This window comes from Ruegeria sp. SAZD013 (assembly GCF_059612525.1).
Genome location: NZ_JBXWQT010000024.1, coordinates 108,817 through 133,476, shown reverse-complemented (window position 1 = coordinate 133,476; position 24,660 = coordinate 108,817). Strand labels below are relative to the sequence as shown.

23 protein-coding genes are annotated in these 24,660 nt (G+C 58.6%); 6 read left to right on the top strand and 17 right to left on the bottom strand.

Going from position 1 to position 24,660, the window contains the following annotated elements; genetic code table 11:
- Positions 1-2: 2 nt before the first annotated feature.
- The 6 genes from tolQ to ruvC form a co-directional block, all read right to left on the bottom strand.
- A complete protein-coding gene (gene tolQ / locus AC2FLU_RS13460) occupies positions 3-698 on the bottom strand; it encodes a protein TolQ (RefSeq protein ID WP_209505518.1) in 696 nt (231 codons plus the stop codon).
- A gap of 109 nt (positions 699-807) precedes the next feature.
- On the bottom strand, positions 808-1,191 hold the full coding sequence (ybgC, locus tag AC2FLU_RS13455) for a tol-pal system-associated acyl-CoA thioesterase (RefSeq protein WP_480518814.1): 384 nt from the start codon (positions 1,189-1,191) through the stop codon (positions 808-810).
- Positions 1,188-1,811: a hypothetical protein gene (locus AC2FLU_RS13450; RefSeq protein WP_480554487.1), complete on the bottom strand. Its 624-nt coding sequence runs from the start codon at positions 1,809-1,811 to the stop codon at positions 1,188-1,190. Before AC2FLU_RS13450 ends, ybgC begins: the two co-directional genes overlap by 4 nt.
- A 64-nt stretch (positions 1,812-1,875) precedes the next feature.
- Positions 1,876-2,895 carry a Holliday junction branch migration DNA helicase RuvB gene (gene ruvB, locus AC2FLU_RS13445; RefSeq protein WP_480554488.1) on the bottom strand — a complete coding sequence of 340 codons (1,020 nt, stop codon included), beginning with the start codon at positions 2,893-2,895 and terminating at the stop codon, positions 1,876-1,878.
- Positions 2,896-2,899: 4 nt separating this feature from the next.
- Positions 2,900-3,577, bottom strand: coding sequence for a Holliday junction branch migration protein RuvA (ruvA, locus tag AC2FLU_RS13440; protein WP_480483973.1), 678 nt, complete (start codon positions 3,575-3,577; stop codon positions 2,900-2,902).
- A complete protein-coding gene (gene ruvC / locus AC2FLU_RS13435; RefSeq protein ID WP_480483974.1) occupies positions 3,574-4,071 on the bottom strand; it encodes a crossover junction endodeoxyribonuclease RuvC in 498 nt (165 codons plus the stop codon). Before ruvC ends, ruvA begins: the two co-directional genes overlap by 4 nt.
- A 333-nt stretch (positions 4,072-4,404) precedes the next feature.
- On the opposite strand from ruvC, the gene AC2FLU_RS13430 reads away from it, so the two are divergent.
- Positions 4,405-4,620: a DUF1127 domain-containing protein gene (locus AC2FLU_RS13430; protein ID WP_480483975.1), complete on the top strand. Its 216-nt coding sequence runs from the start codon at positions 4,405-4,407 to the stop codon at positions 4,618-4,620.
- A gap of 105 nt (positions 4,621-4,725) precedes the next feature.
- Here the strand turns inward: AC2FLU_RS13430 and AC2FLU_RS13425 are convergent, their stop codons facing one another.
- The 4 genes from AC2FLU_RS13425 to AC2FLU_RS13410 all read right to left on the bottom strand — a co-directional run bounded on the left by AC2FLU_RS13425 (position 4,726) and on the right by AC2FLU_RS13410 (position 9,629).
- Positions 4,726-5,070 carry a hypothetical protein gene (locus AC2FLU_RS13425; protein WP_480518806.1) on the bottom strand — a complete coding sequence of 115 codons (345 nt, stop codon included), beginning with the start codon at positions 5,068-5,070 and terminating at the stop codon, positions 4,726-4,728.
- Between the two features lie 101 nt (positions 5,071-5,171).
- Entirely contained in the window at positions 5,172-6,050 is an 879-nt protein-coding gene (locus AC2FLU_RS13420; RefSeq protein WP_480554492.1) for a 50S ribosomal protein L11 methyltransferase, read from the bottom strand.
- A 65-nt stretch (positions 6,051-6,115) separates the two neighbouring features.
- Positions 6,116-7,348, bottom strand: a complete 1,233-nt coding sequence (locus tag AC2FLU_RS13415) for an MFS transporter (protein ID WP_480473741.1) — start codon at positions 7,346-7,348, stop codon at positions 6,116-6,118.
- A gap of 85 nt (positions 7,349-7,433) precedes the next feature.
- Entirely contained in the window at positions 7,434-9,629 is a 2,196-nt protein-coding gene (locus tag AC2FLU_RS13410; protein ID WP_480554493.1) for a primosomal protein N', read from the bottom strand.
- Between the two features lie 88 nt (positions 9,630-9,717).
- Here AC2FLU_RS13410 and fsa point away from each other — a divergent pair, with 88 nt between their 5' ends.
- The 4 genes from fsa to AC2FLU_RS13390 all read left to right on the top strand — a co-directional run bounded on the left by fsa (position 9,718) and on the right by AC2FLU_RS13390 (position 12,958).
- Positions 9,718-10,371: a fructose-6-phosphate aldolase gene (gene fsa / locus AC2FLU_RS13405; protein ID WP_209505487.1), complete on the top strand. Its 654-nt coding sequence runs from the start codon at positions 9,718-9,720 to the stop codon at positions 10,369-10,371.
- A gap of 197 nt (positions 10,372-10,568) precedes the next feature.
- Complete coding sequence (locus tag AC2FLU_RS13400) at positions 10,569-11,276, top strand: DUF484 family protein (RefSeq protein WP_480605022.1); 708 nt, start codon at positions 10,569-10,571, stop codon at positions 11,274-11,276.
- The gene (locus tag AC2FLU_RS13395; protein WP_496812010.1) at positions 11,273-12,193 is read left to right on the top strand and encodes a tyrosine recombinase XerC; all 921 of its coding nucleotides are present in this window, start codon (positions 11,273-11,275) and stop codon (positions 12,191-12,193) included. The genes AC2FLU_RS13400 and AC2FLU_RS13395 overlap by 4 nt, the downstream gene beginning before the upstream one ends.
- A gap of 69 nt (positions 12,194-12,262) precedes the next feature.
- The gene (locus AC2FLU_RS13390) at positions 12,263-12,958 is read left to right on the top strand and encodes a CDP-alcohol phosphatidyltransferase family protein (RefSeq protein WP_480518798.1); all 696 of its coding nucleotides are present in this window, start codon (positions 12,263-12,265) and stop codon (positions 12,956-12,958) included.
- Between the two features lie 22 nt (positions 12,959-12,980).
- Here the strand turns inward: AC2FLU_RS13390 and AC2FLU_RS13385 are convergent, their stop codons facing one another.
- Together AC2FLU_RS13385 and AC2FLU_RS13380 are read right to left on the bottom strand one after the other, a co-directional pair.
- Positions 12,981-13,448 carry a hypothetical protein gene (locus tag AC2FLU_RS13385; RefSeq protein ID WP_480494804.1) on the bottom strand — a complete coding sequence of 156 codons (468 nt, stop codon included), beginning with the start codon at positions 13,446-13,448 and terminating at the stop codon, positions 12,981-12,983.
- A 76-nt stretch (positions 13,449-13,524) separates the two neighbouring features.
- Positions 13,525-13,980 (bottom strand): methylated-DNA--[protein]-cysteine S-methyltransferase, encoded by a 456-nt coding sequence (locus tag AC2FLU_RS13380; RefSeq protein ID WP_480473747.1) that lies wholly within the window; start codon positions 13,978-13,980, stop codon positions 13,525-13,527.
- A 133-nt stretch (positions 13,981-14,113) separates the two neighbouring features.
- On the opposite strand from AC2FLU_RS13380, the gene AC2FLU_RS13375 reads away from it, so the two are divergent.
- The gene (locus AC2FLU_RS13375; protein WP_496715082.1) at positions 14,114-16,084 is read left to right on the top strand and encodes a hypothetical protein; all 1,971 of its coding nucleotides are present in this window, start codon (positions 14,114-14,116) and stop codon (positions 16,082-16,084) included.
- Between the two features lie 42 nt (positions 16,085-16,126).
- On the opposite strand, the gene ileS is transcribed toward AC2FLU_RS13375, so the two are convergent.
- From ileS to AC2FLU_RS13350, 5 genes are all read right to left on the bottom strand, one after another.
- The gene (gene ileS, locus AC2FLU_RS13370; protein WP_496812009.1) at positions 16,127-19,108 is read right to left on the bottom strand and encodes an isoleucine--tRNA ligase; all 2,982 of its coding nucleotides are present in this window, start codon (positions 19,106-19,108) and stop codon (positions 16,127-16,129) included.
- Positions 19,109-19,272: 164 nt separating this feature from the next.
- Positions 19,273-21,981 (bottom strand): DUF2339 domain-containing protein, encoded by a 2,709-nt coding sequence (locus AC2FLU_RS13365; protein ID WP_496812008.1) that lies wholly within the window; start codon positions 21,979-21,981, stop codon positions 19,273-19,275.
- An 80-nt stretch (positions 21,982-22,061) separates the two neighbouring features.
- Complete coding sequence (locus AC2FLU_RS13360; RefSeq protein WP_496808856.1) at positions 22,062-22,541, bottom strand: DUF2269 family protein; 480 nt, start codon at positions 22,539-22,541, stop codon at positions 22,062-22,064.
- Positions 22,541-23,857, bottom strand: a complete 1,317-nt coding sequence (locus tag AC2FLU_RS13355) for an SDR family oxidoreductase (RefSeq protein ID WP_496808830.1) — start codon at positions 23,855-23,857, stop codon at positions 22,541-22,543. The genes AC2FLU_RS13360 and AC2FLU_RS13355 overlap by 1 nt, the downstream gene beginning before the upstream one ends.
- A gap of 76 nt (positions 23,858-23,933) precedes the next feature.
- Complete coding sequence (locus AC2FLU_RS13350) at positions 23,934-24,644, bottom strand: VIT1/CCC1 transporter family protein (RefSeq protein WP_480494812.1); 711 nt, start codon at positions 24,642-24,644, stop codon at positions 23,934-23,936.
- Positions 24,645-24,660: the final 16 nt, after the last annotated feature.

Here is a 24,660-nt window from a genome sequence, read left to right as displayed (position 1 = left end):
CTTCAGCTGTCCAACTGGCGCGACAGGATGGTTGCGAATTCATCCGCAAAGGCTTCATAGCCGCCAACGATCCGGTCACTATCTGCGCTGAGTTTGTTGTAGAAAATCACCGCCGGGATCGCCGCCAAAAGGCCCAACCCTGTCGCCATCAACGCCTCGGCGATGCCGGGAGCCACCACAGCAAGGTTAGTGTTTTGCTGCTCGGCAATCTCGATGAACGCATTCATGATGCCCCAAACGGTGCCAAACAGCCCGATAAACGGAGCTGTGGAGCCAACAGTCGCCAGAATGGGAAGCCCTTTTTGCAAGGTTTCCGCCTCTTTCGCGATGGCGACATCCATCGACCGGTCGATACGCGCGGTTGCCCCGGCAATCAGCCCGCCATCATTGCGATGCGACCTGCGCCATTCGATCATGCCTGATGCAAAGATCTTTTCCGAGCTGCCATCCGGCTGGGTTCCGATCTGCTCGAACAACTCATCCAACGGGTTGCCCGACCAGAAGCTTTCATCAAAAACCTGCGCCTCGCGTCGGGCCGCGCGATAGTTGATCAGCTTCTGAATGATGATCCCCCAGGACCATATGGATGCGCCGGTAAGTACCAGCATCACCAGTTTGACGATAAAGGTCGCGCGGGCAAACAGCCCCCACATGGAGAAGTCGATCTCCTGCGCCAGCGCCAGCGTTTCAGCTTCCATGAACCTGCTCTTTGTTTTGCCTGATGGCCGTTCGTTTGGCCTTGTTTTGCCAAACGCTATCTCAGTTGGTCATGAAAAGCCAACAGAACCACCCACGGTCAGCAAATTGTTACATCAATGCGCGAATCTCTGCCGGCAAACGGATCGGCTTGCCTGCTTTATTGATGCAAACGGCCGTGACTGTTGCACGAAATATTTCGGTCTCACCGCGTCGGACAAGCTGTGCCATGGTCAGACGCACGCCCGAGATTTCGGTAACTTCGGTTTCGACAATCAATTCATCATCGAACCTTGCAGGCGCCAGATACTCGGCCTCGAGCCGCCGCACGACCCAAACAATGCCTTCTTCTCGCATGGCGTTTTGGTCATTGCCCAGATTACGCACCCAGTCCGAGCGCGCGCGCTCGATATAGCGCAGGTAGTTCGCATGATAGACAACCCCACCCATGTCGGTGTCTTCATAATACACGCGGATGGGGTAGGTATGTTTCATTGCAACGTCTCCAGACGGGCAAACAGCCTTAACGCGTGCGAGGCATCCTGTGCCGCCCGTGGCAAAACCGGATCATAGGCCGCCCGGATCAAGGACGCGATGTCGGGACGCAGGATCGTGGCCTCACCTGCGATTGCCAGTGGAGATTGATTGCGAAATGCAGTGTCCGACCAGAGCAAGATTGTCTGCACGACCTGATTGAGCGCAAGGGTTTCAGCCGGAACCTTCGACAATTCCTTGTCCATGCGCAGAAACACGAACGCCGCGCGGATCGCGCCATCTTCTTCGAACCGGAAAATGCGGTACTGGTTTGCATCTGCCGCGACCAGCCGTGCAACCAAAGGTTCCAGATCCGGGACCAGACGATCAAGGTCCGGTACTTCCAGCAGTTCCTGCCAGTCCCGGAAAAAGAAAACCATGCAATTCGCGCCAAGTTCAGGGTCCGTCTCGGCCATTTGGTGACCGGCCAGCGTGACAACAGCTTCAAAAGCCCCCTTTACGGTGGCTAGCGTCTCGTCTTCAACGCCGAAAACGATCGGAACAACAGGCCGTCCCCAGCGCGCATACAGAAACTCGCCGCTTTCGCGTGTGAACAGCGCCTCAATTTCTTCCGGTGTCACCGCCAGCCCTTCATCTTTTTAAAAATACTCTCGCCGAAAGGCATAAAATCTAAGTGCGCGGGCTTCAACCGAACAGATCGCTTTGCCGCTTGGGCACGGCCATCCCAAGATGCGTCCACGCCTTCTGCGCCAACAAGCGCCCGCGCGGAGTACGCTGGATTAGCCCCTGTTGCAGCAAATAGGGCTCGATCACCTCCTCAAGCGAGTCGCGGCTTTCGGACAGCGCGGCAGACAGGGTTTCAATCCCAACCGGGCCGCCTGCGTAGTTTTCGGCAATCAGCTTCAGATACCGCCGGTCCGCACCATCAAGACCCAGATTATCAACGCCCAGACGGGTCAAGGCACCATCGGCCAGGTCACGTGTGATCCGCCCGTCCCCTTCGACAATCGCGAAATCCACAACGCGCCTCAGCAATCGCCCGGCGATACGCGGGGTTCCACGCGACCGGCGCGCGATTTCGCGCGCACCATCGTTATCCGCGGGCGCGCCCAGTTTCCGCGCGTTCCGGGTGACGATTTCGTGCAACTCATCCACCGTGTAGAACTGAAGCCGGGTCGGGATACCAAACCGGTCACGCAAGGGCGTTGTCAGCAGGCCCATCCGCGTGGTGGCCCCCACCAGTGTGAATGGCTGCAATTCGATCCGAACGGTGCGCGCAGCAGGACCTTCGCCGATAACAAGATCCAGCTCGAAATCTTCCATGGCCGGGTACAGCACTTCCTCCACAACCGGGTTGAGCCTGTGAATCTCGTCGATGAACAGCACGTCACGCGATTCAAGATTGGTCAGGATCGCTGCCAGATCCCCCGCCTTGGCCAGAACCGGGCCTGAGGTCATGCGGAAGTTCACTCCCAATTCACGCGCCATGATCTGCGCGAGGGTCGTTTTGCCCAACCCCGGAGGTCCGTGAAACAAGGTGTGGTCCATCGCCTCGCCGCGTTGCCGGGCTGACTGGATAAAGATGCGCAAGTTGGCGCGCGCCTCAGCCTGACCAATGAATTCATCAAGCCCCTGAGGACGCAAGGCGCGGTCATTGTCTTCCGGCAGGGGCTCCGGGCGCAGGGTGGGATCAGCGTCAACCATTCACTTACCCTTTCGGAGCCAGCAGCCTGAGGGCCGCGCGGATCAGATCAGCCTCGTCCGCATCCGGCTGGCTTGCAGCCGCTTCAGCCACAGCGCCCGCCGCGTCGGACGGCCCATATCCAAGATTGGCCAGCGCCGACAACGCCCCGGCAGACGCGGCCGCAGCACCTGATGGCGGTTTCGATACACGTCTAGGTGCGGGCGTAGAATCATTCGGCTCAACAACCTCAAGTTCCGGGCCGTCCAGCGCCTGAGTAATCGTGCCACCCATGGCCATCACACCCGGCGCCTTGTCCTTGAGGTCCAACACGATCCGCTGGGCTGTTTTTGGCCCGACCCCCTTGGCCGCCTTTACCGCACCCCAGTCCCCCAGGGCAATTGCGCGGCTGACACCGTCGGGTCCCAATGCACTCAGGATCGCCAGCGACACCTTCGCGCCGACCCCCTGGACCGAGCACAGCAGGCGATGCCACTCTTTCTCGACAAGCGACAGAAACCCGTAAAGCTGCATCAGGTCTTCGCGGACAACCATGTCAGTGTAGATCGAGACCGCCTCGCCCACCCCCGGCAATGCCGCCAAGGTCCGGTCGGAACAATAGACAAGATAGCCGACGCCCCGGACATCGATCAGCACATGATCTGCCGCACGATAATCCAGCCGCCCTGTCAGTTTTCCGATCATGCCCGCACCTCTTTCACACGCGCCTGTTGCGTCTTTCCGTAATAGGCGTGGCAGATTGCAATCGCCAGTGCATCCGCCGCGTCGGCCCCTTTCGGAAAACAGCCCGGCAATTGCAGTTTGACCATGTGCATAACCTGCTCTTTCTCGGCATGACCCACGCCCACCACGGTCTTTTTGACCCGATTGGGTGCATATTCCCCCACCGGCAGACCGGCCTGTGCCAGCGTCAGCAACGCCACGCCACGCGCCTGCCCAAGCTTGAGGGTTCCGGCCCCGTCCTTGTTCACGAATGTCTGTTCGATAGCAGCCTGATCGGGCCTGTGATCCGCAATCACTTCGACAATCTGATTGTGCAGCGACAGCAACCGCTCGCCCAGATCGTCGCCATCCGATTTGCATAATCCATTGGCCACATGGCTCAGGCGGCTGCCATTTGATTCGATGACGCCCCATCCCAGGGTTCTAAGCCCCGGATCGATGCCCAGAATTCGCATGTTTTGCCTCGGCCTGCTCGGGTTGTGTGATCTTTTTTCAACGCCTAGCACGAAGCGTGAACATTTTCCAAGCGAATTGACCCCAGGGCTGAAAACGACACGCGTGTTTCAGGCGCGACTTCGGGCGCGTTTTGCGACCCAGTGAAGTCTGAATTCGACACTTTCTCAAAGGCTTTTTCACCAATTGTTTAAGGGGATTACAACTTCGTGAAGCCTTGCAGAAAACGCATAGGACACATGCAAAAACTGAACTTGTGCGAACGAAATGGCGGCACTAGATGCCCCGCAGATCGCAGAAATGCAATGTGAACACTAACCAGAAGGAAACAGGATATGGCTGCACTGGACACAACCCGCGTCGCTACCACTGGCTCGTTCGGCCTTGTTGGCCGTATCGGCGCATTTTTCGTATCGGCCGTTAACGCCGCAGTTGAATGGAATGACGCCCGCGTAACCCGCAACGCGCTGACCGGTCTGACCGACCGCGAACTGGATGATATCGGCCTGTGCCGTGGTGACATCGACATCATTGCCGAAGGTCGCCGCTAAGAACCGACCCCAACACTTATATGCCCCTTCCTCCTCCCTTGAGGGGCACACAAAAACACCGCGCACCTTAAGGGTACGCGGTGTTTTTTAATCCGAGGGAGCGGATTAGTAGAAAACTTTGTTCAGCTGAGTGGCGAGGGCTTGCGACACAGGATCGATTTGCATCACCCAGGCACCGGCTTTTTCGACTGGTGTGCCTTCGTTCAGGCTGTCGATTCGATATTGATAGCCGGTGGGACTAAGGTGGGACAAAAGAAATGCTTTGAAAGCGAAAAAACCCACAAGCGTAAGCAACAGCACCTTTGCTGGCACCGCCGAGCTCACCCGCTGCGGCCTCATCACAACCAGGCCATCCTTGCGCATCGTCGCACGATAGCCACGGCTCATCTTTTGGTGTTTCTTGTTCAGGCGATTTACGCGCTGATTGAACTCCAGTTGTTTACCCGTCATGGCAGCCTCCAAAAACCGCCCCCCTCGACTTCATTCAGAAAACGGTAAAAAGAGATTGCGACAAAAACGTGGCAAAAACCTATAAAACTCCTGCAAATGGCCTAATTCGCGCCCTGTTTGGTTAAAATTAGGGTCGTCCACTCACCAATCTCGGCCCTATAGGTCTGATCGAACCCGTTTTGTGAATAAACGGAAACCAAGTCATCGGCCTGTTCGTTAAGGATTCCCGACAGGATCGCATGCCCACCTGGGCGGAGATTCGCTGCCATTTCGGGTGACAAGGCCACCAGAGGCCCTTTGAGAATATTGGCAAAGATTAGATCGTATGGCGCGTGCGCCTTGAGGTCGGGATGATCGAAACCTGCGGCTTCAACACACCGAACCGCGCCGGACATACCGTTTGCCTTCAGGTTGGCTTCGGCCACTTCAACGGCCACTTCGTCGATATCGCTGGCAATGAAATCACCATCCCATACCCGGGCTGCCGCCATGGCCAGTACGGCCGTGCCGCAACCGATATCCGCTACTTTCGAGGCACTGAACCCTTCATCCAACAACCGGTCCAGAGCTTTCAGACATCCCAGCGTGGTACCGTGATGCCCGGTGCCAAAGGCCATTGCCGCCTCGATCAGCAGTGGAATGCGACCGTCGGGCAGATTGTCGGCATCGTGGCTGCCATAGACAAAAAAGCGGCCCGCCTCAACCGGGGCAAGCTCGCGCCGCACATGGGCCACCCAATCGGTTTCAGGCAATTCCGACACAACAAAAGGTTTGGCTTCAAAGGCAACTGCCAGAACGGCCAGTGCGGCCTCGTCAGGGGCTTCGGTGAAATATCCACCCACTTCCCACAGGCCCGAGCCATCTTCGACCTCGAACACACCGACGCCAGTTGGTTCGGGCACCAGCCGCTCCATCGCTTCGCCCAGACCTTCGGCGGCTTTCTTACCTGTCAGCGTGGTCAGCGCAGTGAATGTGGGCATGGGGAACTCCTGTTTCAGTTGGCACTGCGCGTAGGACGGTGCGCCGCCAACGTCAAGCTTGCGACCTATTCCGCCGGGGCTGGCGCGTATTTGCTCAGGACGGTCTCATTGCCCGGTTCCGGGTGGCGTGGAACCAGCAGGGACAGCAGCAGAGAAACGACCGCCATCGCCGCCGCTAGGCCAAATACGGCGCCTGGCGACATGACCCAGAGCAAACCCAGCAACGCGGGCAGGAAAACAGCAGCGATATGGTTGATCGTGAACGCGACTGCGGCAGTTGGCGCAATATCCGCCGGATCGGCGATTTTCTGGAAATAGGTTTTCAGCGCCAGCGCCAGCGCAAACAGCACATGGTCGATGACATAGAGCGTCGCCGCCAACAGCACGCCCCAGCCAAACCAGTAGATGCCACCATAGGCTGCGAACACGATCGCCAGACCGGTGTATTCAAAGATCAACGTGCGCCGTTCGCCAAACTTGGCCACCGCTTTACCCAGCAACGGAGCAACCATCATGTTGATCATCAGGTTGATCAGATACAGGCTGGTCAGCTCATGCACTTCAAAGCCGAACTTCTCGACCATCATGAACCCGGCAAAGACGACAAAGATCTGTCGCCGCGCACCGGCCATGAATTGCAGCGCGTAATATAGCCAGTATCGACGGCGCAGGATCAGTTTCTTGGTTTGCGGTGTGGGGGCATCGAATTGCGGGAAGGCGAACAGGCAAAACAGGGCTAGCAAAGCTGTTGCACCGCCAGCAGCCATGAAGACAAAGTTATAGGACAGATCGAACCGCTCCCAGGTCAGAACGATCAGCCCGTAAACCACCATCGTTGCAGCCGAGCCCATTGCGACCAGCCATCCCAATATCTGCGGCGCGCGATCCTTGGGAAGCCATTGCAACTGAAGCGACTGGTTTACAGTCTCATAGTAATGAAACCCGATTGAACTGAACAAGGTCACGAACAGCAATCCGCCAAGGCTTGGGAACCAGGCCGTAAAAGCCGTTGCGACCCCAAGCATCATCAGCGAGATCATGGCCAGCACCTGCTCGCGAATGAAAATGATGACGGCAATCACGCCGACCGCCAGAAAGCCCGGAATCTCGCGCACCGTGTGTAGCAGGCCGATATCGGCCCCGTCGAAATTCGCTGCCTCAATGACGAAGTTGTTCAACAGCGCGCTCCACGCATTAAACGCGATGGGCATGGTCAAGGCCATCACGAACAGAAGCGTGACAGGACGACGCCAGAACGGAAGGCTCTGCGCCTCGGCAAGGGGCATAGGTTTCAGCATGAGAATCCTCTACGCCCATTTCCCAACTTTGGCGAGGGGGAAGCGACCGGCGCACAATGGCCCTGCGTTAATGCAGACGTCACCGTCAGTAAAAGCTTTGTGGATCGATATCGACGGTCAGGCGGATATCGCCTTTCAGGCGTAACGGGGCAATCCAACGGGCGATAGCATCCTGGATTGGTGCGCCCTTGGGTGCCTTGACCAACAGGCGGACACGGTGACGTCCGCGAATACGGGCAATCGGCGCCGGGGCGGGGCCAAACACCTGTGCACCGATCTGGCGCAATGGACCGTCGTTGCGCGCCATGGCATTGCCGATGTCAAAGACCGGGCCGACCTCTGGCCCTGACAGAACAATCCCTGCCATACGTCCATAGGGTGGCACACCGGCCGCTTGCCGACCGGCGGCCTCGGCCTTCCAAAAGCCCTCTTCGTCCCCCGACAGAATCGCCCGGATCACCGGATGTTCCGGCTGAAAAGTCTGTAACAGCGCCTGCCCCGGTTTTTCAGCCCGACCGGCACGCCCCGCAACCTGCCGCATCAACTGAAATGTTCGCTCGGCAGCCCTCAGGTCTGCGCCATGCAGACTTAGATCCGCGTCGATCACCCCCACCAATGTCAGCTTGGGAAAGTTGTGCCCCTTGGCCACCAGCTGCGTTCCGACAACGATATCGGCATCCCCGGCCGCAATCTCTTCGATCTTGGCCTTTAGTGCGCGGGCTGAGCCGAAAAGATCAGAACTTAGCATGGCAATTTTGGCCTCGGGGAAGGTCACCTCGGCCTCTTCGGCCAAACGCTCAATGCCCGGCCCCACCGGAGCCAGCTTGCCCTCGACCCCGCAGGAAGGACAGATCTCGGGCATCGGCTTGGTCTCGCCGCATTGGTGGCACATCAGGCGCTTCAGGAATCTGTGTTCGACCATGCGCGCGTCGCAATGGTCACAAGCGATCTGTTCCCCGCAGGCGCGGCACAGGGTTACAGGAGCATATCCCCGACGATTGATGAACAAAAGCGACTGCTCGCCTTTCTCGATCCGCTGCTGCACCGCTTGCCGCAAAGTCGGAGATATCCACGTTCCGGCCTGCATCTGTTCGGCCCGCATGTCGATGGGCTTCATCTCGGGCAACACTGCCGCCCCGAAACGCGAAGTCAGGTCGATCCGATCATATTTACCTGTCTCAGCATTTGCCCAGCTTTCCAGCGATGGGGTTGCGCTGGCCAGAATCACCCGCGCGCCGCAGATGGCCGACCGCAAGACCGCCATGTCACGCGCGCTGTAATGCACCCCGTCTTCCTGCTTGTACGAGGTGTCGTGTTCCTCATCCACCACGACCAGCCCCAGATCGCGAAATGGCAGAAACAGGGCTGACCGCGCGCCAACAACCAGTTGAGCTTCCCCCTGCCCGACCATCCGCCAGACCCGCCTGCGTTCAGTCATGGTCGCGCCCGAATGCCACTCGGCAGGGCGCGCGCCAAACCGCGCTTCAACCCGTGTCAGGAATTCTGCGGTCAGCGCAATTTCAGGCAAAAGGACAAGCGCCTGCCGCCCCATGCGCAGCGCTTCGGCCACGGCCTCCAGATAGACTTCGGTCTTGCCGGAACCCGTCACGCCTTTCAGCAGCGTCGTGCCGTAATTCCCCGCCCGTTGCCCGGCGCGAAGCTGCGCAACCGCACTTGCCTGATCTTCGGTCAGGTCCTTTCCCGGTAAATCGGGATCAAGATGCGGATACGGCAGGTCGCGCGGGCTGTCTTCTTCACGAACCGCGCCTTGCTTGACCAAGCCTTTGACAACGGACGAAGTTACCCCTGCCTGTTCCGCCAGTTCCTTTAACGTGAATGCCAACCCGCCATAGTCGCGCAACACGTCAAGTACACGGGTTCTGGCGTCGGTCATCCGGTCTGGCAGGGTGGCTCCCAAACGATAGATCTTGCGCATGGACGGCGGGTCGCCCAGCCCCGGCGCGCGGGTCGCCAGCCGCAGCATCGCGGGCATCGGTGTCAGAGTATAGTCGGCAACCTTGCCGAGGAATGCCCGCATTTCCTCGCGCATCGGTGCAACTTCCAGCACACGGATCACCGATCGCGCCTTGTTCAGATCGAAACCGCCCTGCCCCGGCCCCCAGACCACGCCCAACACCTTGCGCGGACCAAGTGGCACCTCGACAAACGCACCCAGAAAGCACCCTCCTTCGGGCGCTTTGTAATCCAACGTCCGGTCAAGCGGTTGCGTTGTCAGCACCGCAATCAGCTCTCCCTCGTCGAAAAATCCGTTAGCGCTCACAGCATATCCTTTGCAGGGGGTTCCAGCATGGCTCTCTTTGAGGTAAAGCCATCCGCGACCAAGGCCAACCCATCAAAGGACTGCCCTCATGAAATTCTTCGTAGACACTGCAGAGATTGACGCCATCGCTGAACTGAACGATCTGGGCATGGTGGACGGCGTGACCACCAACCCCTCGCTGATCCTGAAATCGGGCCGCGACATTCTGGAAGTGACCAAAGAGATCTGCGATCTGGTCGACGGTCCCGTTTCCGCCGAGGTTGTCGCGACCGAAGCTGACGACATGATCGCCGAAGGCCGCAAGCTGGCCAAGATTGCCCCGAATATCGCAGTGAAGGTTCCGCTGACATGGGCCGGTCTGAAAACCTGCAAGACGCTCAGCGATGAAGGACAGATGGTCAACGTCACCCTGTGCTTTTCGACCAATCAGGCGATTCTGGCTGCAAAAGCGGGTGCGACCTTCATCTCGCCCTTCATCGGTCGTCTGGACGATATCAACCTGGATGGCATGGATCTGATCGCCGACATCCGTCAGGTCTATGACAATTACGGATTCGAAACCGAAATTCTGGCCGCTTCAATCCGCACCGTGAACCACGTTACTGAAAGTGCCCGCATTGGTGCCGACGTCATCACCGCGCCGCCAGCCGTGATCAAGAAACTGGCCGATCACCCGCTGACTGACAAAGGTCTGGAAACATTTCTGGCAGACTGGGCCAAAACCGGTCAGAAAATCCTCTGATCTGGTGTGCAACCGCGCGGCGCTATCAGGCGCCGTGCCCGGCCCAACGGCCCAAAGCCTGATCTGCGATCAGGCGTGGCAGGCGGGAGCCTATCCGCCACAGCATCCGGGGAAATCCACTCTTGCGTGCATTTTTCCCAAGGCAAATCCGGTTCGGCATGCTATAAGCCGCCCAACAAAAAAAGACCGGACAGGACATGAGCAGCAATCCCAAACTCGAGGATAATCTCCGCGCGGCAATTCTGGCCGAGCCCGACGTCGTTCTGGACGACAAGGACCTGATGCAAGCCCTTGTGGCCGCGAACGAACGCGCCCGGGGTGATAATGTGATCGATCTGCGCGGCATTGCCATGCAGCGGCTCGAGGCGCGGCTGGACCGGTTGGAAGATACCCACCGCTCGGTCATCGCTGCGGCCTATGAAAACCTTGCAGGCACCAATCAGGTACACCGCGCGATTTTGCGCTTGCTGGAACCCGTCGAATTCGAGGATTTCCTGCGTGCCCTTGGCGCCGATGTCGCAAATATCCTGCGGGTTGACCATATCACGCTGGTTCTGGAAACCACCGTGGTTCAGAACGATCCTGCCGTCGACAGGCTTGGAGGCGTTCTGACGATCGCAGAGCCCGGCTTCATCAACCAATACCTGACCAATGGTCGCGGCGGCCCTGTCCGCGACGTGACCTTGCGCGAAACTCATCAGCCGAACCGACGTGTTTTCGGCGCACTGGCGGATCAGTTGCGCTCGGAAGCCTGCCTGAAGCTGGACCTCGGTCCGGGTCGCCTGCCGGGCATGATCGTCATGGGGGCCCGTGATCCGCGGCATTTCACACCGCAACTCGGCACCGATCTTCTCACCTTCTTTTCCGGCGTATTCGAACGCTCGATGCGCCACTGGCTGTCGTGAACCTGATCTCACCCGCTTGCCGCGACGCGCTCCAGCACTGGCTGGACACTCTGGGCGCGCTGGCGGGGCGGTCCCAGAACACCCAGACCGCCTATCGCGGCGATGTCACCGAGTTTTTGTCTTTCATGACCCTTCATCACGGGGAACGACAAGGGTTGAAGGCGCTGGAACGGATCACCGTCTCGGACATGCGCGCCTGGATGGCAGATCAGCGCAGCGGGGATATCGGCGCGCGATCCCTTGCGCGCAAACTGTCCGCCGTCAAAAGCTTCTATCGTTGGCTGGCCGAGCGAGAGGGATTTGAACCCACCGCCGTTCTGTCGACCCGCGCGCCCAAATTCACCAAGAAACTGCCCCGCCCTCTGGCCGAAGACGCCGCGCGCGCCATGATTGACACGGTCGAGCTGCAATCTGTGTCCGACTGGGTCGCGGCCCGTGATGTTGCGGTTGTCACGCTTCTCTATGGATGCGGCCTGCGGATATCCGAGGCCTTGTCTCTGACCGGTGCAGACGCGCCCTTGCCCGAGACACTGCGCATTGTCGGGAAGGGCGACAAGGAACGGATCGTTCCGGTTCTTCCAGCCGCCCGAGATGCGGTTGACCGGTATCTTCAGCTTTGTCCCCACCCGCAAGCGAAGAACGCAGCCCTGTTCCGGGGCGTCCGTGGCGGCCCTCTGAACCCGCGCGCAATTCAGGGCGTCATGGCTAAGGCACGGATGCAACTGGGGCTGCCATCAACCGCCACACCTCATGCCATGCGGCACAGCTTTGCCACCCATCTGCTGTCCGCCGGAGGAGATCTGCGGGCCATACAGGAACTGTTGGGGCACGCCTCATTGTCAACCACACAGACCTATACCGCAGTGGATACCGCGCGGCTTATGGAGGTCTACAACCGTGCGCACCCCAAGGCGTGACCGATACATCGAACAGAAACCTCGGGCTTTTGGTTTGCATCTCTGGCGTGCATCGGTCATGACCCTAACATGACACTCAGATTCAAAGCTCTTGCCGTACATCTCTTCACTGCCACAGGTGCTGTTTTCGCAATGCTGGCCATGCTGGCCGCCGTGGAAGAGAAATGGAGCCTAATGTACCTTTGGCTGGTTGTATCTTTCGTTGTTGATGGCATCGACGGTCCGCTGGCGCGGCACTATCACGTCAAAAAGAACGCGCCCGAGTTTGACGGCGTCTTGCTGGATCTGATCATCGATTATCTGACCTATGTGTTCATTCCAGCCTTTGCGCTGTTCAAATCCGGATTGATGGATGGGTGGACCGGCTGGTTCGCAATCATTGTCATCACCTTCGCCAGCGCGATGTATTTCGCGGACACTCGCATGAAAACCAAGGACAATTCCTTTTCCGGCTTTCCCGGATGCTGGAACATGTTCGTTGTCGTGATCTTCGCGCTTGAACCCAATTTCTGGATCATCCTGCTGCTGGTCACACTGCTGTCGCTTGCGATGTTTCTACCTTTGAAGTTCGTTCACCCCGTGCGCACCGAACGCTGGCGCAGTGTGACCTTGCCGGTCGCCCTTGCATGGACGTTCTTTGCGGGCTGGGCCGCGTGGGTCGATTTTCATCCCGAAAGCTGGGCACACTGGGGTCTGGTCATCGCCAGCCTGTACCTGACATTTGCGGGTATCGCACAACAGGTCATTCCGCAGCGCCGTACCTGACACGAGCGCTGCCGGACCCGGTTCAAAGAACGTCCTGAACCTCAAATTCAGTACCGTTATGGGTAAAGACGTCACCCGCGCGCAGACCGGCCATGGCCAGATAGATCGGGCTTTGCGTCGAAATCCCCATATATGTATCTCCACCCACCTCAAACCGGGTCGTCGAAACACAGACGACAAAGCTGCGGTTGTTGAACCTGATCACCGATCCCGGCTTGACTGTATCTGTCAGCCCAAAATCGGTATTCTCGATCACATCGATCTTGGCATGATGCGCATGGACAGGCGCGTCAAACGCAGCCGCCAGATCGGCATTTTCGCGCGATGCGGCTATGTCATCCTTGTCGTGGCCTTCCCGGTCGTCCAGTCGGGCATCCTTCAGAAACGCATCGTAATGGGCCTGCGCCGTTGCAAGCTCCTCCGCCTCAAGCGACATCAACCGGTCGATAATGGCCTTCTTCTGGGCTGCGCGATCATTTTCAGTGCTCATTCAATGCGATCCTTCAAATTCAGCAACTGACATAAGTTGTGCTTCCCCGGACCGGATTGCAACCGAATTTCGAGGCTCAGATCAAAAGACCCGCCGCCCGTTCATGCCGCAGCAGTGCAACCTTTGTCTCGATCCCGCCGCACCCGGAAAACCCGCCCAGCCCATTGGCGGCCAGCACTCGGTGGCAGGGAATAATAACGGGGATCGGGTTTGCCCCGCAGGCCTGACCGACCGGTTGCGCCGGTTGCCCCAACGCCTTGGCGATATCCCCGTAGGTGCGCGTTTCCCCAAGGGGAATGGCATACATGAGATCACAGACCTGCCTTTGAAACTGCGATCCATGAATGCGGTAGGGCAGATCGAAGCGGTCAAGCCGACCAGCGTCATAGGCCATCAACTGCGCCGCCGCCTCGCGCAGCAGAGCGGTCGGCTCGCCCTCGTCCTCGCCGTCCCAGACCAGCCGCGTGAGGGCACCATCGGTTTCCTCGATCCCGAGTCTTCCGAACTGAGTTTCAACTGCAATCATCGCCATGGGATGACGGTTTCAGATCAATCCTCCAAGTTCAAGTGGGGAAGCCATGGGGGCTGCGCGACGCGCGGATTTTGTGAATTTCGGCAATCATGTTAGCCTACTTGCATTGTCAAAAAGAGTTTTGGAGCATGAGATGGGTCGTCATTTGATCCTGACGGTTCATGGAATTGGCGAACAAATACCCGGTGAGACCGTCGATCAGGTTGTCGGGGCCGCGACAACCTGGCTGGATGGAAATCCCGAACCGCCGATTGAGGTTCAGCGCGGGATGATCGAGCTGGCCGAGACAACCTTCGACGGCACCCCCCGAAGCGCGACATTGTTCCCGGTCAACCTGCGCAAGGTGACAAAACCGTCTGCTCCGCAGGATGAAGCTATGTTTGCCGAGGTTTTCTGGGCAGATCGCTCACCCGCCCCGAAAGGTGTCATTAAGACAGCGTTGGACCTGATCTGGGTTGTTCTCGCACTGGGTTATCTGGCGATGGACAATGCCGAACAAACGCATAGCCGAGCGGATGTGGCCTCGGACCAAGCCAACGGCAGGAACACTTTGGCCGCGCGGCTGGTTCACCTTTTTACCTGGGTTTTCTTCGGTGCAGTCGCGACCCTGAATGCCTATCTTCTGATCGGAGCGCTCGCCGTGATGGTCGATCGCGTTCCCGGGATCTTCTTTCAAAGCACGTTCCTGCTGTTCTGGCTCTTGTTCACGCTTTACGCAGGAGGGGCCGCATACGGACTAAGGCGCAGCTTTAAAGCCCCGACTTATCTAAGACGCGTATTCTGGCGCGGCATTTTCGGGATGGGGTTCTTGCTGCTGATCTGCCTGATCATAGGTCCGCTTGGTCTGGAAATCCGGGCCTGCACACCCTTGCCGGGCAGCCCAGCCTGCCCTTCGGCGCTGGAGCAGTTTGTAGCTTTTCAGGTCTACCTGCTGGCGTTTTTCTGGGCTTCGCTGATCTTCATGACAATCATTTTGTACGTGCTTTCTGCGACCAGGCTTGATGAAAAGGTTCAGGCAGACAATCTGAAAGAACACAGACGGCTGTATCCCAGCGTATGTGCTGGGATGTTGGTGTTCTGGATGTTCTTTATATCCGGGTTGTGGCTTATGCTGCGGGAAATGCTCGACACGGTTCCGGGGCTTTCGGATGGAAAACTGACCGGTCTGTTTGACAATTTCCTCAGTGACTCCATCGAAACGCTCAGCGTTGCCTTTGCGGCAATTGTCCTTCTTGTGTTTGTCGGTGTTGGCCTGTTTGCCGGTCGCAGAAGGCTGAAGGCAAACCTGCATGTCCGCGACGGGCTGATCAGCCGCGCCATCCTCAATCGTTTTGCACAATGGGTCTTTTTGTTCGGTGCAATCACGCTGGCCCTGGTCGCAATCCGAGAGATCGCGATGAGCCAGCACGTCGATCCCCTGTGCCAGATCGGAACGGACAATTGCAACGTGATTGGCCTGGTTTTGAACAAGCTGGCAAGCAAACAGGGCGAGATTGGCCTGATCGTCCTGGGTGCAACAGCATTGATGTACCGCTTTTCCGATTTTGTCGCGGCAGGGCTGGGCGTGGCAAGAGACATCGTCACCTATGCCATTCGCGACAAGTGCTTTCTGAAAGCGGACCTTAAAACCAGGCTGCGCAATTATCCGGATCGCAAGGCGATTGATGAACGGTTTTACCGTGCGCTGCATTACGTGGTGGATATCTTTGCCGCGGACCACATCACGGTGATCTCACATTCACAAGGCACCGTGATTGCTACACAGATGCTGGCTGATCCACGCGTGCAAAAGCTGATTGACGGGCGCACCCTGACGCTGATCACGATGGGCTGTCCTGTGACCCATATCTATCAGCGCTATTTTCCGGAGATGTTCACAGTTGTTCCCAAAAACCTGAACGCCGCATGGTTCAACATCTTCCGGCAGGATGACTTTGTAGGGACCGAGATTGAAGGCGGGCTGATATCCGTAAATCGCAACATCCCGGTCGATCCTGGTGGGCACACTGGATATTTCACGGATTATCAGGTCTGGAAGGCCCTGAAGGACCCAGCCATTGGCTTTGACCTGTTTAATCCGACACCGCAGTCCGTGCAGACGTGAAACGAAAAACGCCCCCTCGGAAGATCGAGAGGGCGGTTTCCATCAGCTTAGCGCTTCATCGCAGCGTCGGCAAACTCCGGCGTGGGCGTGGCGGCCCACGTCAGGAAGGATTTTCCAACAGCGCTGACACTTCTCGCCTTCGGCCTTCTCGAACACGACGGCAACGCCTTCGATTTCGGGTACGCGGAACGCTTCGGCCGGGGCCGGGTCGCCAGTCACAGTCAGGCCTGACGTGATGCACAAATCGTCCACGTCAAAGGTCACCAGCAGATCAAGGGTTTCACTGTCCTCAACATGCACAATCGGAGCTGCTTCGAGGCTGGAGCCGATCACCTTGTCCTGACGCTGGATCTCAAGCGCGGCCGTCACTGCACGGCGTACACGGCGCACTTTGGCAACAGCCTCTTCCAGTTCGGCAAAACGCCAATCCGCAGGCGTTTCCGGGAAGTCGACCAAATGGACCGAGCTATCTTCGCCCGGAAAGCGCTCCAACCAGACCTCTTCCATGGTGAAAACCAGAACCGGTGCAAGCCACGTGGTCAGGCGATGGAACAGGATATCCAAGACCGTCCGCGCGGCACGACGGCGCGGCGTGTCGCCGTCACAATAAAGTGCATCCTTGCGAACGTCGAAGTAGAAGGACGACAGGTCCACCGTGGCAAAGGTAAAGACCGCGCTGAATACGCCCTGGAAATCGAAAGACGCATAACCTTTGCGAACCTGCTCATCCAGATCGGCCAGCCGGCTGAGCACCCAGCGTTCCAGACGCGGCATATCTTCGGGCGCAACGCGGTCGGCCTCGGTGAAATCCGCCAGCGAGCCCAGCATGAACCGCATAGTGTTGCGAAGACGGCGATAGCTGTCGGCGGTGCCTTTCAGGATCTCCGGCCCGATACGCTGATCGGCCGTGTAGTCGGTCTGAGCCACCCAAAGGCGCAGGATATCGGCGCCGTATTGCTTGACGACCTCTTCCGGCACAATCGTGTTGCCCAGCGATTTGGACATCTTGTTGCCCTTGGCGTCCAGCGTGAATCCATGAGTCACAACGTTGCGGTAAGGCGCACGGCCTTTGGTGCCGCAGGCCTGCAGCATGGACGAATGGAACCAACCACGGTGCTGGTCGGTGCCTTCCATATAGACATCGGCGATGCCGTCCTCGGTCCCATCTTCGCGGTCGCGCAAAACAAAGGCGTGAGTCGAACCAGAATCGAACCACACATCCAGCACGTCAAACACCTGATCGTAGTCATCGGGGTTGGCGATGCCGTCGAGAATTTTCTCTTTGAACCCGTCGGTGTACCAGATATCCGCGCCGTCTTTCTCAAACGCCGCCTTGATGCGCGCGTTCAGGTCTGCGTTGCGCAGCAGGTAATCCGCGTCGGTGGGCAAGGCACCTTTCTTGGTGAAGCAGGTCAGCGGTACGCCCCAGGCGCGTTGGCGCGACAGAACCCAGTCCGGACGCGCTTCGATCATCGAATAGAGGCGGTTACGCCCCGTCTGCGGCGTCCACTTCACCAACTCGTCGATCGAGCGCAGCGCACGTTCGCGGATGCTGTCCCCCATCTCACCCATGCCGTCGTCCAGCTTGCGGTCAACGGATGCAAACCACTGCGGCGTGTTGCGATAGATGATCGGCGCTTTCGAGCGCCACGAATGCGGATAGCTGTGCTTGATCTTGCCACGCGCCAGCAGCCCGCCGACCTCGGCCAGCTTGTCGATGACGGCTTTGTTCGCGTCACCCTCACCGCCCTTGCGCGACAGGATGAACTTGCCACCAAAGAACGGCAGATCGGCACGGAACGAACCATCATCCATCACATTGTAGGTGATGACCTGCTCCAACATGCCCAGATCGCGATAGAGTTCGAATTCCTCCATCCCGTGGGACGGCGCGCAATGAACGAAACCGGTGCCTTCGGTATCGGTCACGAAGTCGGCGGCACGGAAGTCGCGGATATCGTCCCATTCGCCATTGCCACCTTCGGCACCGGCCAGCGGGTGGGTCAGTTGCAGACCTGACAATTCGTGCGTTGTCACACCACGAACACGCTTCCACTGGTCGTCGTTCAGACGGGCGCGACCCAGAACATCAGCGGCCAGATTGTCGGCCAACAAAAATTTGTCGCCGACCGAAGCCCAGCATTCCTCCGGTGTCCCGGTGACTTCGTAGAGGCCGTAGGAAATATCTTCTCCAAAAACGACTGCTTTATTAGACGGCATCGTCCAAGGTGTTGTCGTCCAAATTACAACGTATGCACCCAGCAACTCTTCGTAAGGAGTTTTGTCCGGCAGAGGAACAGGCTCATCGCCAACGGCTGGGCCGCCGGGGTCCATTGCCATGTAGCTATCGACCTTGAACTTCACCCAGATGGTGAAGCTTTCCTTGTCGTGATACTCGACCTCGGCTTCGGCCAGCGCGGTCTTCTCGATGGGCGACCACATCACGGGTTTCGAGCCCTGATAAAGCGTGCCGTTCATCAGGAACTTCATGAACTCATCGGCGATCACCGCTTCGGCATGGAAGTCCATGGTGATGTAGGGATCAGGCCAGTTGCCGGTGATGCCCAGACGTTTGAACTCTTCCCGCTGGATGTCGATCCAGCCTTCGGCGAACTTGCGGCATTCCTGACGGAAGTCGACGATGTTCACCTCGTCCTTGTTCTTGCCCTTCTTGCGGTACTGTTCTTCGATCTTCCATTCGATCGGCAGGCCGTGGCAGTCCCAACCGGGCACGTAACGCGCGTCAAAGCCCATCATCTGATGGGAGCGCACGATCATGTCCTTGATCGTCTTGTTCAGCGCGTGGCCGATATGCAGGTGGCCGTTCGCATAGGGGGGGCCGTCGTGCAGAGTAAAGGGTTTGCGGCCCGTTTTCTCGCGCAAGCGGTCATAGACACCGATGGTCTCCCACCGCTCCAACCATGCGGGTTCGCGTGCGGGCAGGCCCGCACGCATGGGAAAATCGGTTTTTGGCAGGTTCAGCGTGTCTTTATAGTCAGGCGTTTGAATCGTGTCGGCGCACATTTTGAGCGTCCTTTGGATGATCTGGTCGTACTTGGATCGAAGCGGTCGGTGCGAGTTCTCAAACACCTTTGCCCGGCGTCTCAGAGGGTCAGAGCGCCGGGGATATAATTCGAATAATGATGGCCGTCCGGTCATACATGGCCGCGCTTATAAGACGCCTGCCTTCAATGGTCCAGAGGTTCCGGCCCATGCGGCGAATGGCGCAGCTTGGCCCAGCGATTCAGCCATGCCAGACCAGCGAGCCCAAGCCCCAGCGCCAGCAGTGAGAACACCCGGATCAACCCACCCAGACCGGCAATATCGATCAGGAAGACCTTGGCCACCGCCAGCCCGATCACCACCAGCCCCGCCTTGCGCATCGCATCCGAACCACGTGCCAGAGATTGGTAGAACAGCACCGCCCCGACCAGCAGCAGAACAAGGGTATATGTATAAAGCTCGGGCTGCGTGACGCCGTTGCCTTCAAACATGCCTGCTGCTCCCTGCCAGACATGGCGGATGGTCAACCCAAACCACACGGCAATCAACGCGCCCGCAATGGCGTAGCTTGCCAGCCTGATCTGCTTTGGCATGTCCCTGATCCGCCAGGCCGAGAATCCAATGGTCAGTGCAGGCACCAGATAAGCAAGGACAAGGGTGTTCAGAAACGGTGGGCCAAGCACCGGGTCGGCGTTGGGGTTCAACAACGGGTTTTGTTCGGTCAACGCCAAGGTCAGACGGAACAAGCCATGACCGGCAAAGAACGCCGCCAACGCGTACCGGGCATAATTCAGCTTGCCGCCCAGCCCAAACCTCTGAACCTGAGCAAAGGCCAGCAGCAGCCAGATGACCGCCAGCAGGCCCAGACCCCAATGGCTGTTGTCGGCCCCGCCTTCACCGAAACCTTCAAGCCACCGCAGTAGCAACAGGGACAGCAGAATGCCGCCCGTCGCCCATGCCGCGCTTTCCAGCAGCAGTGCTGCAACCGGCCGCTGCAAGGGACGCAACAGCCACCAACCAGCCACGAAACCCAATGTGGCCGCGCCATAAACCATCGCCATTTCGGACACCGGGGCCGCGTTGGCCCAGTCCAGACCCGGGTCAAGCACCAAGCGCACGGTGACGGCGAAGACACCGGCCCAGATAAACCAACTCATCTGCGGCAAGGTGAATCTGCGATCCAAGGCTGCTGCTGCGACGACGCTTGCCACCAGCGCAATCGTCAGCGCGGCCGAGCTGAGCACGATGACGCAGGCAAAGACCAGACAGGACAGCGCCGACAACGTGGCCAGAGCAGCCCGCATCCGGTCATCGCCGTCGGCGCGACCAAAACGCCCGGCCAGAAACACCATCAGAACTGCCAGGACAATCGCGTGTAGGGCCCAGGCGTACGCACCGATAACCGTGGCGGGATGCCAGCCCATTTCCAAAGCGATGGCCAGCGCTGGTGCAAAAATTACAGCGCCCCCGGCCCAGATTGCGCGAAACTGGTTTGCCCTGAATGACCGCCACGACATCAAAATCGACATGAACGCGCCCCAAAAAACCAGCACGGTGGCCACCATCGGAAAGTCGGCCTCGGGCGTCTCGGCATAGGTGTCGGCGAAGCTGCGCAGAACCGCGCCGTATTCCAGCCCGTGAGAGGCAACAAAAAACACAAGGCCCGTTGCAGGTAGCACGGTCAAATCCTGAAGGGCTGGCGCATCCTTGGCCCACAAAAGCAGCGCCAGAAGTAGGGCGGACAGCAGGCAGACACCCAACCAGAATTCAGCCGCAGAGTCTGCCCAATGCCAGGACAGGATTGCAGTGCTGGCCGCAATCGCTCCGGCTGCGAGCCGAGTTGGAAACTCGGGCCACGGGCGGGTTCCGGGGGTGCGGATTACCTGAGACATCATACGCCCTGCATGATTCGGACAAACGCGCCGCACCGGAATGGCCGTTGCCAGAAGCGCCAGCACTGTTGTCGCAACCAGATACCCCGGTTCCGTATTCGGTGCGCCACTTATCAAAAGCAGGTTTGCCGCATAAACGCCGACCAACGTCAGAACAGAAATCCATGCCCAGCGCCGCACCGTGTCGATACCCAGCCCCAAAACGGCAACCAAAAGAAAATAGGCATAGAGCCACGAGGGATCGTCAGATGCGCCTCCAACCAGAAAGGGTGCAGCAAAAGCTCCGATCAGTCCAACCGCAGCCAACAGCGTGCCGTGGAACCACCCCAGAACAAGACCAACAAGCGCGACAACGACCATCCCTGCCAATGCCGTCTCGGCCCCGATCAAGCCATAGAGCTGCCGCGCAGACAGGATTGCCCCAAACAAGGTGACGAGGCCGGCCCCGGAAAAGACCGATGGCAAATAGGCAGTGGCCACCGCTTCGTCATCCCCGAACCTGCGGCGCAGAACCTCGCCCCCGACAATCAAAGCCGAGCCGAAACCAAGCGCGGCGAAAACGCGGGCCGTCGGAGGTAACAATCCATTCTCAACGCCATATTGCACGAGGAAAATTCCGGCCAATGCCAGCGACAGGGCCGAGACCGCGTAAAACCAGTTCTCACGCAGCCACGTGCCCAGCGCAGCAAACCTGTCATGGCGAAATACAATTGCAGGCGTAGCGGCGTCGGTGTTTACATCTTCGGCGCTTTCGTCTTCCTGTCGCTTTGGCGCGGCCCACGGCCCCGGGCTGTGAACCTGTTCCTCTGCCACAGGTTGCGGTGCAGGTGCATCCTGTTCCGGTTGCAGCGACGCCGGTGCATCACCCGACACCAACGCATTGATCTGCCCTTCCAGTTGTTCGACCCGGCGACGCAATCGGGAATGTCCGACCAGAAGGGCAATCAAGGTCACCGGGATGGCCAGAACAACCAGGCCAATAAGAACAAGCAGCGTTTCCAACCGAGTCTCTCCGATCCGTAATTTCGGCCAAGCTATCTTGTGCTGTCTGTCAGCAACAGTCAGGAAAGCCGTGACAAAGTCTAAAGTACCGAAATCGCCGGACGGGCGATCATCAGCCAAAGGATGGTCAAAACCGCCAGAAATGCCGGAACCCCGCAAGCAAACCAGAACCGAAACAAGCGGTAATACTCCGGTGGCAGTTGCATTCCCCGCTCTGCCGCCGTTCGCGCGTGGTCGCGCAACCGGATTTGAACCCAAACCACCGGCAACCAGTACAAGCCCGTCAAAACATAAAGCACCAGAGACAACACGATCCATCCTTCACCCAAATGCCACCCGATCTGCCAGGCAAGCAGAGCTCCGGTCACTGGTTGCAGGATGACGGCGGTCGTGGTGAACAGAAGATCGGCAAGCACCACGATACCCGCCGTATGGGCGATGACGCGCGGGTCGTTTGTCCGGTGCGCCATCAGCATGAAAAAGGCGATCCCTGCCCCTGTTCCCAGCAGCACACATGCACCGATGACATGCAGCCATCGCAAGATCAGTTCAGGGTCCATCATCGGCTCTCAAACAAAGGCAACGCCACAAGCGACAGGATCATCGCGGGCAGGATTTTCACCAGCGGCCCCAGCGGATCCAACCACAATTCCGGCATCGTGACCGAAGCGGCAATCAGGTAGAATATGGCTACTGTCAACTGCGCCACACAGGCCCGCGCCGCCCATCGGCGCCACAGGATGGCCAGACCAAGTGCAATGTCGATCAGGGACCAGAACACAACGCTGGTCACCGCCATGGCGGATGACCACCCTGCTTCGACCAGCATGCCAGAAGCCGTGGATAAACCCGCCAAACCAAACAGGCCCGACAGCAACCAGAACAGGCTGAGTGTTGCAACGATCAACGGCATCAACAGCGTCATCCGAGCGGTCAACCGATGCTCGCGCGCGAAAGGCCGCTTGGCGTAGACATCAGGCAAGGCGGCAATCCCGCGCCCGGCCGCTGCACGATAGGGGCCGGGGTCGCCATTCACGCCATCCGCCATGACCGTCATCGCCGTGCTGCGCAGCGGAGACCGCCAACCCAACCGGGCCAGACAGTCCGCCATGGACGCAACGGCTTTTGTCAGGACAGGCGGCAGGACCAAATGAAAGCGCGCGGCAGGAAACCCGAGCCACTGCCGCGTGCAGCGCACCACGTCCGACAAACTATGCGGGATATCCTCGACCAGATCGTAATTACCCTGCGGTAGGTGACCGGCAACGACAGCAATCACGACGTCACACAGATCGGGCATCCCGATGCATTGAACGGGTGTATCGGGGTAAGCCAGCGGTTGAACAAAAGGCACGGCAGCCAGCATTCGCAGCAACGCCGTTCCCCCATAATCCGTTTGCCCGATAACTAGCCCCGGCTTCAGGATCCAAAGTGTTACGCCCGATGCACGTAAAGCGGCATCTCCGCGTGCCTTGCTGCGCAGGAAATGCGTGCTCGCGTCCGGCTCTGCCCCGATTGCCGAGATCTGAACAACGCTGATGCCATCTTTAGCGCAGGCCTCTGCAAGGGCTGTGATTGCTGTATGGTGCACCGCTTCAAGGTTGTCCTGCGCGTTTTCCTGCAAAACCCCCGCGCAATTCACCACGACATCGACGTTGGCCAGCAGGTCCTGCCAGTCTTCCTTGTGCAACAGATCTCGCAAATCGCCCTGTTTCAGCGACACCCCCGGCAGGACCTTTGCCCCTTGCTCAGGATTGCGCCCCATGCCCTGAACCGTGGCACCTGCGGCTGACACTGACCGCGTGACGGCGGCGCCGATGAAGCCATAAGCACCCAGAACCAAAACGTTCTTTCCAGAAAGCTCGTGATCTGCCATTAGCCTTTGCACCCGTTTTGCGCCACTCTACCTATCCGGGAAGCTTTGACCAGTCGCGACTACCGAGCTGCGACATTTATGGATGGAACAGAGACCCGACGAGATACGCGATCAGTGCCGCCGAACCACCGATCAACAGCGTTTCGATACCTGATCGCCACCAAGCCGCCAACGACCACCGGCTTTTGAATGCTCCAATCGCAAAGAAAACCCCCAACGTCATCCAGATCGACATCTCAAAAGCGTTCTCCACCGACGCTAAAAACGGCAGCAGCGGGATCATCCCGGCCACAAGGAACGCGAAAAACGTGGCCAACGCGGCTTTCATCGGATGCGGGTCTACACTGCCCAGCCCATATTCACCCTCGATCATCAGGTTGACCCAATGTTCGTGGCTCGACGTGATCGCGGCGGTGGCTTCGTTCAGAATTTCCCCTGACAACCCTTTTTGTGACAGAATTTCACGGACCTCCTCGCGCTCGCCGTCGGGGTAGAGTGCGATGTGGCGTTCCTCGATCGCCCGAATGCGCCGTATGTTGTCCAGTTCGGCCTTCGTGCCCGAATAGTTACCTGCGGCCATGGAAAACCCGTCCGCCAGAACGTTTGCCAGACCAAGCGCCACGATGACAAACGGGGAAAGACCCGCCCCCGCGACACCGGCGACAATGGCAAACGTAGTGACGGAACCGTCAATGCCGCCATACACAACGTCGCGCAACACGCCACGCCCGGGCGGAGCATTGATCCGGTCGGCGATTTCCTGCGGACTGTGACCGTGATCCGTCATGGCTAGCTCCTTTTTC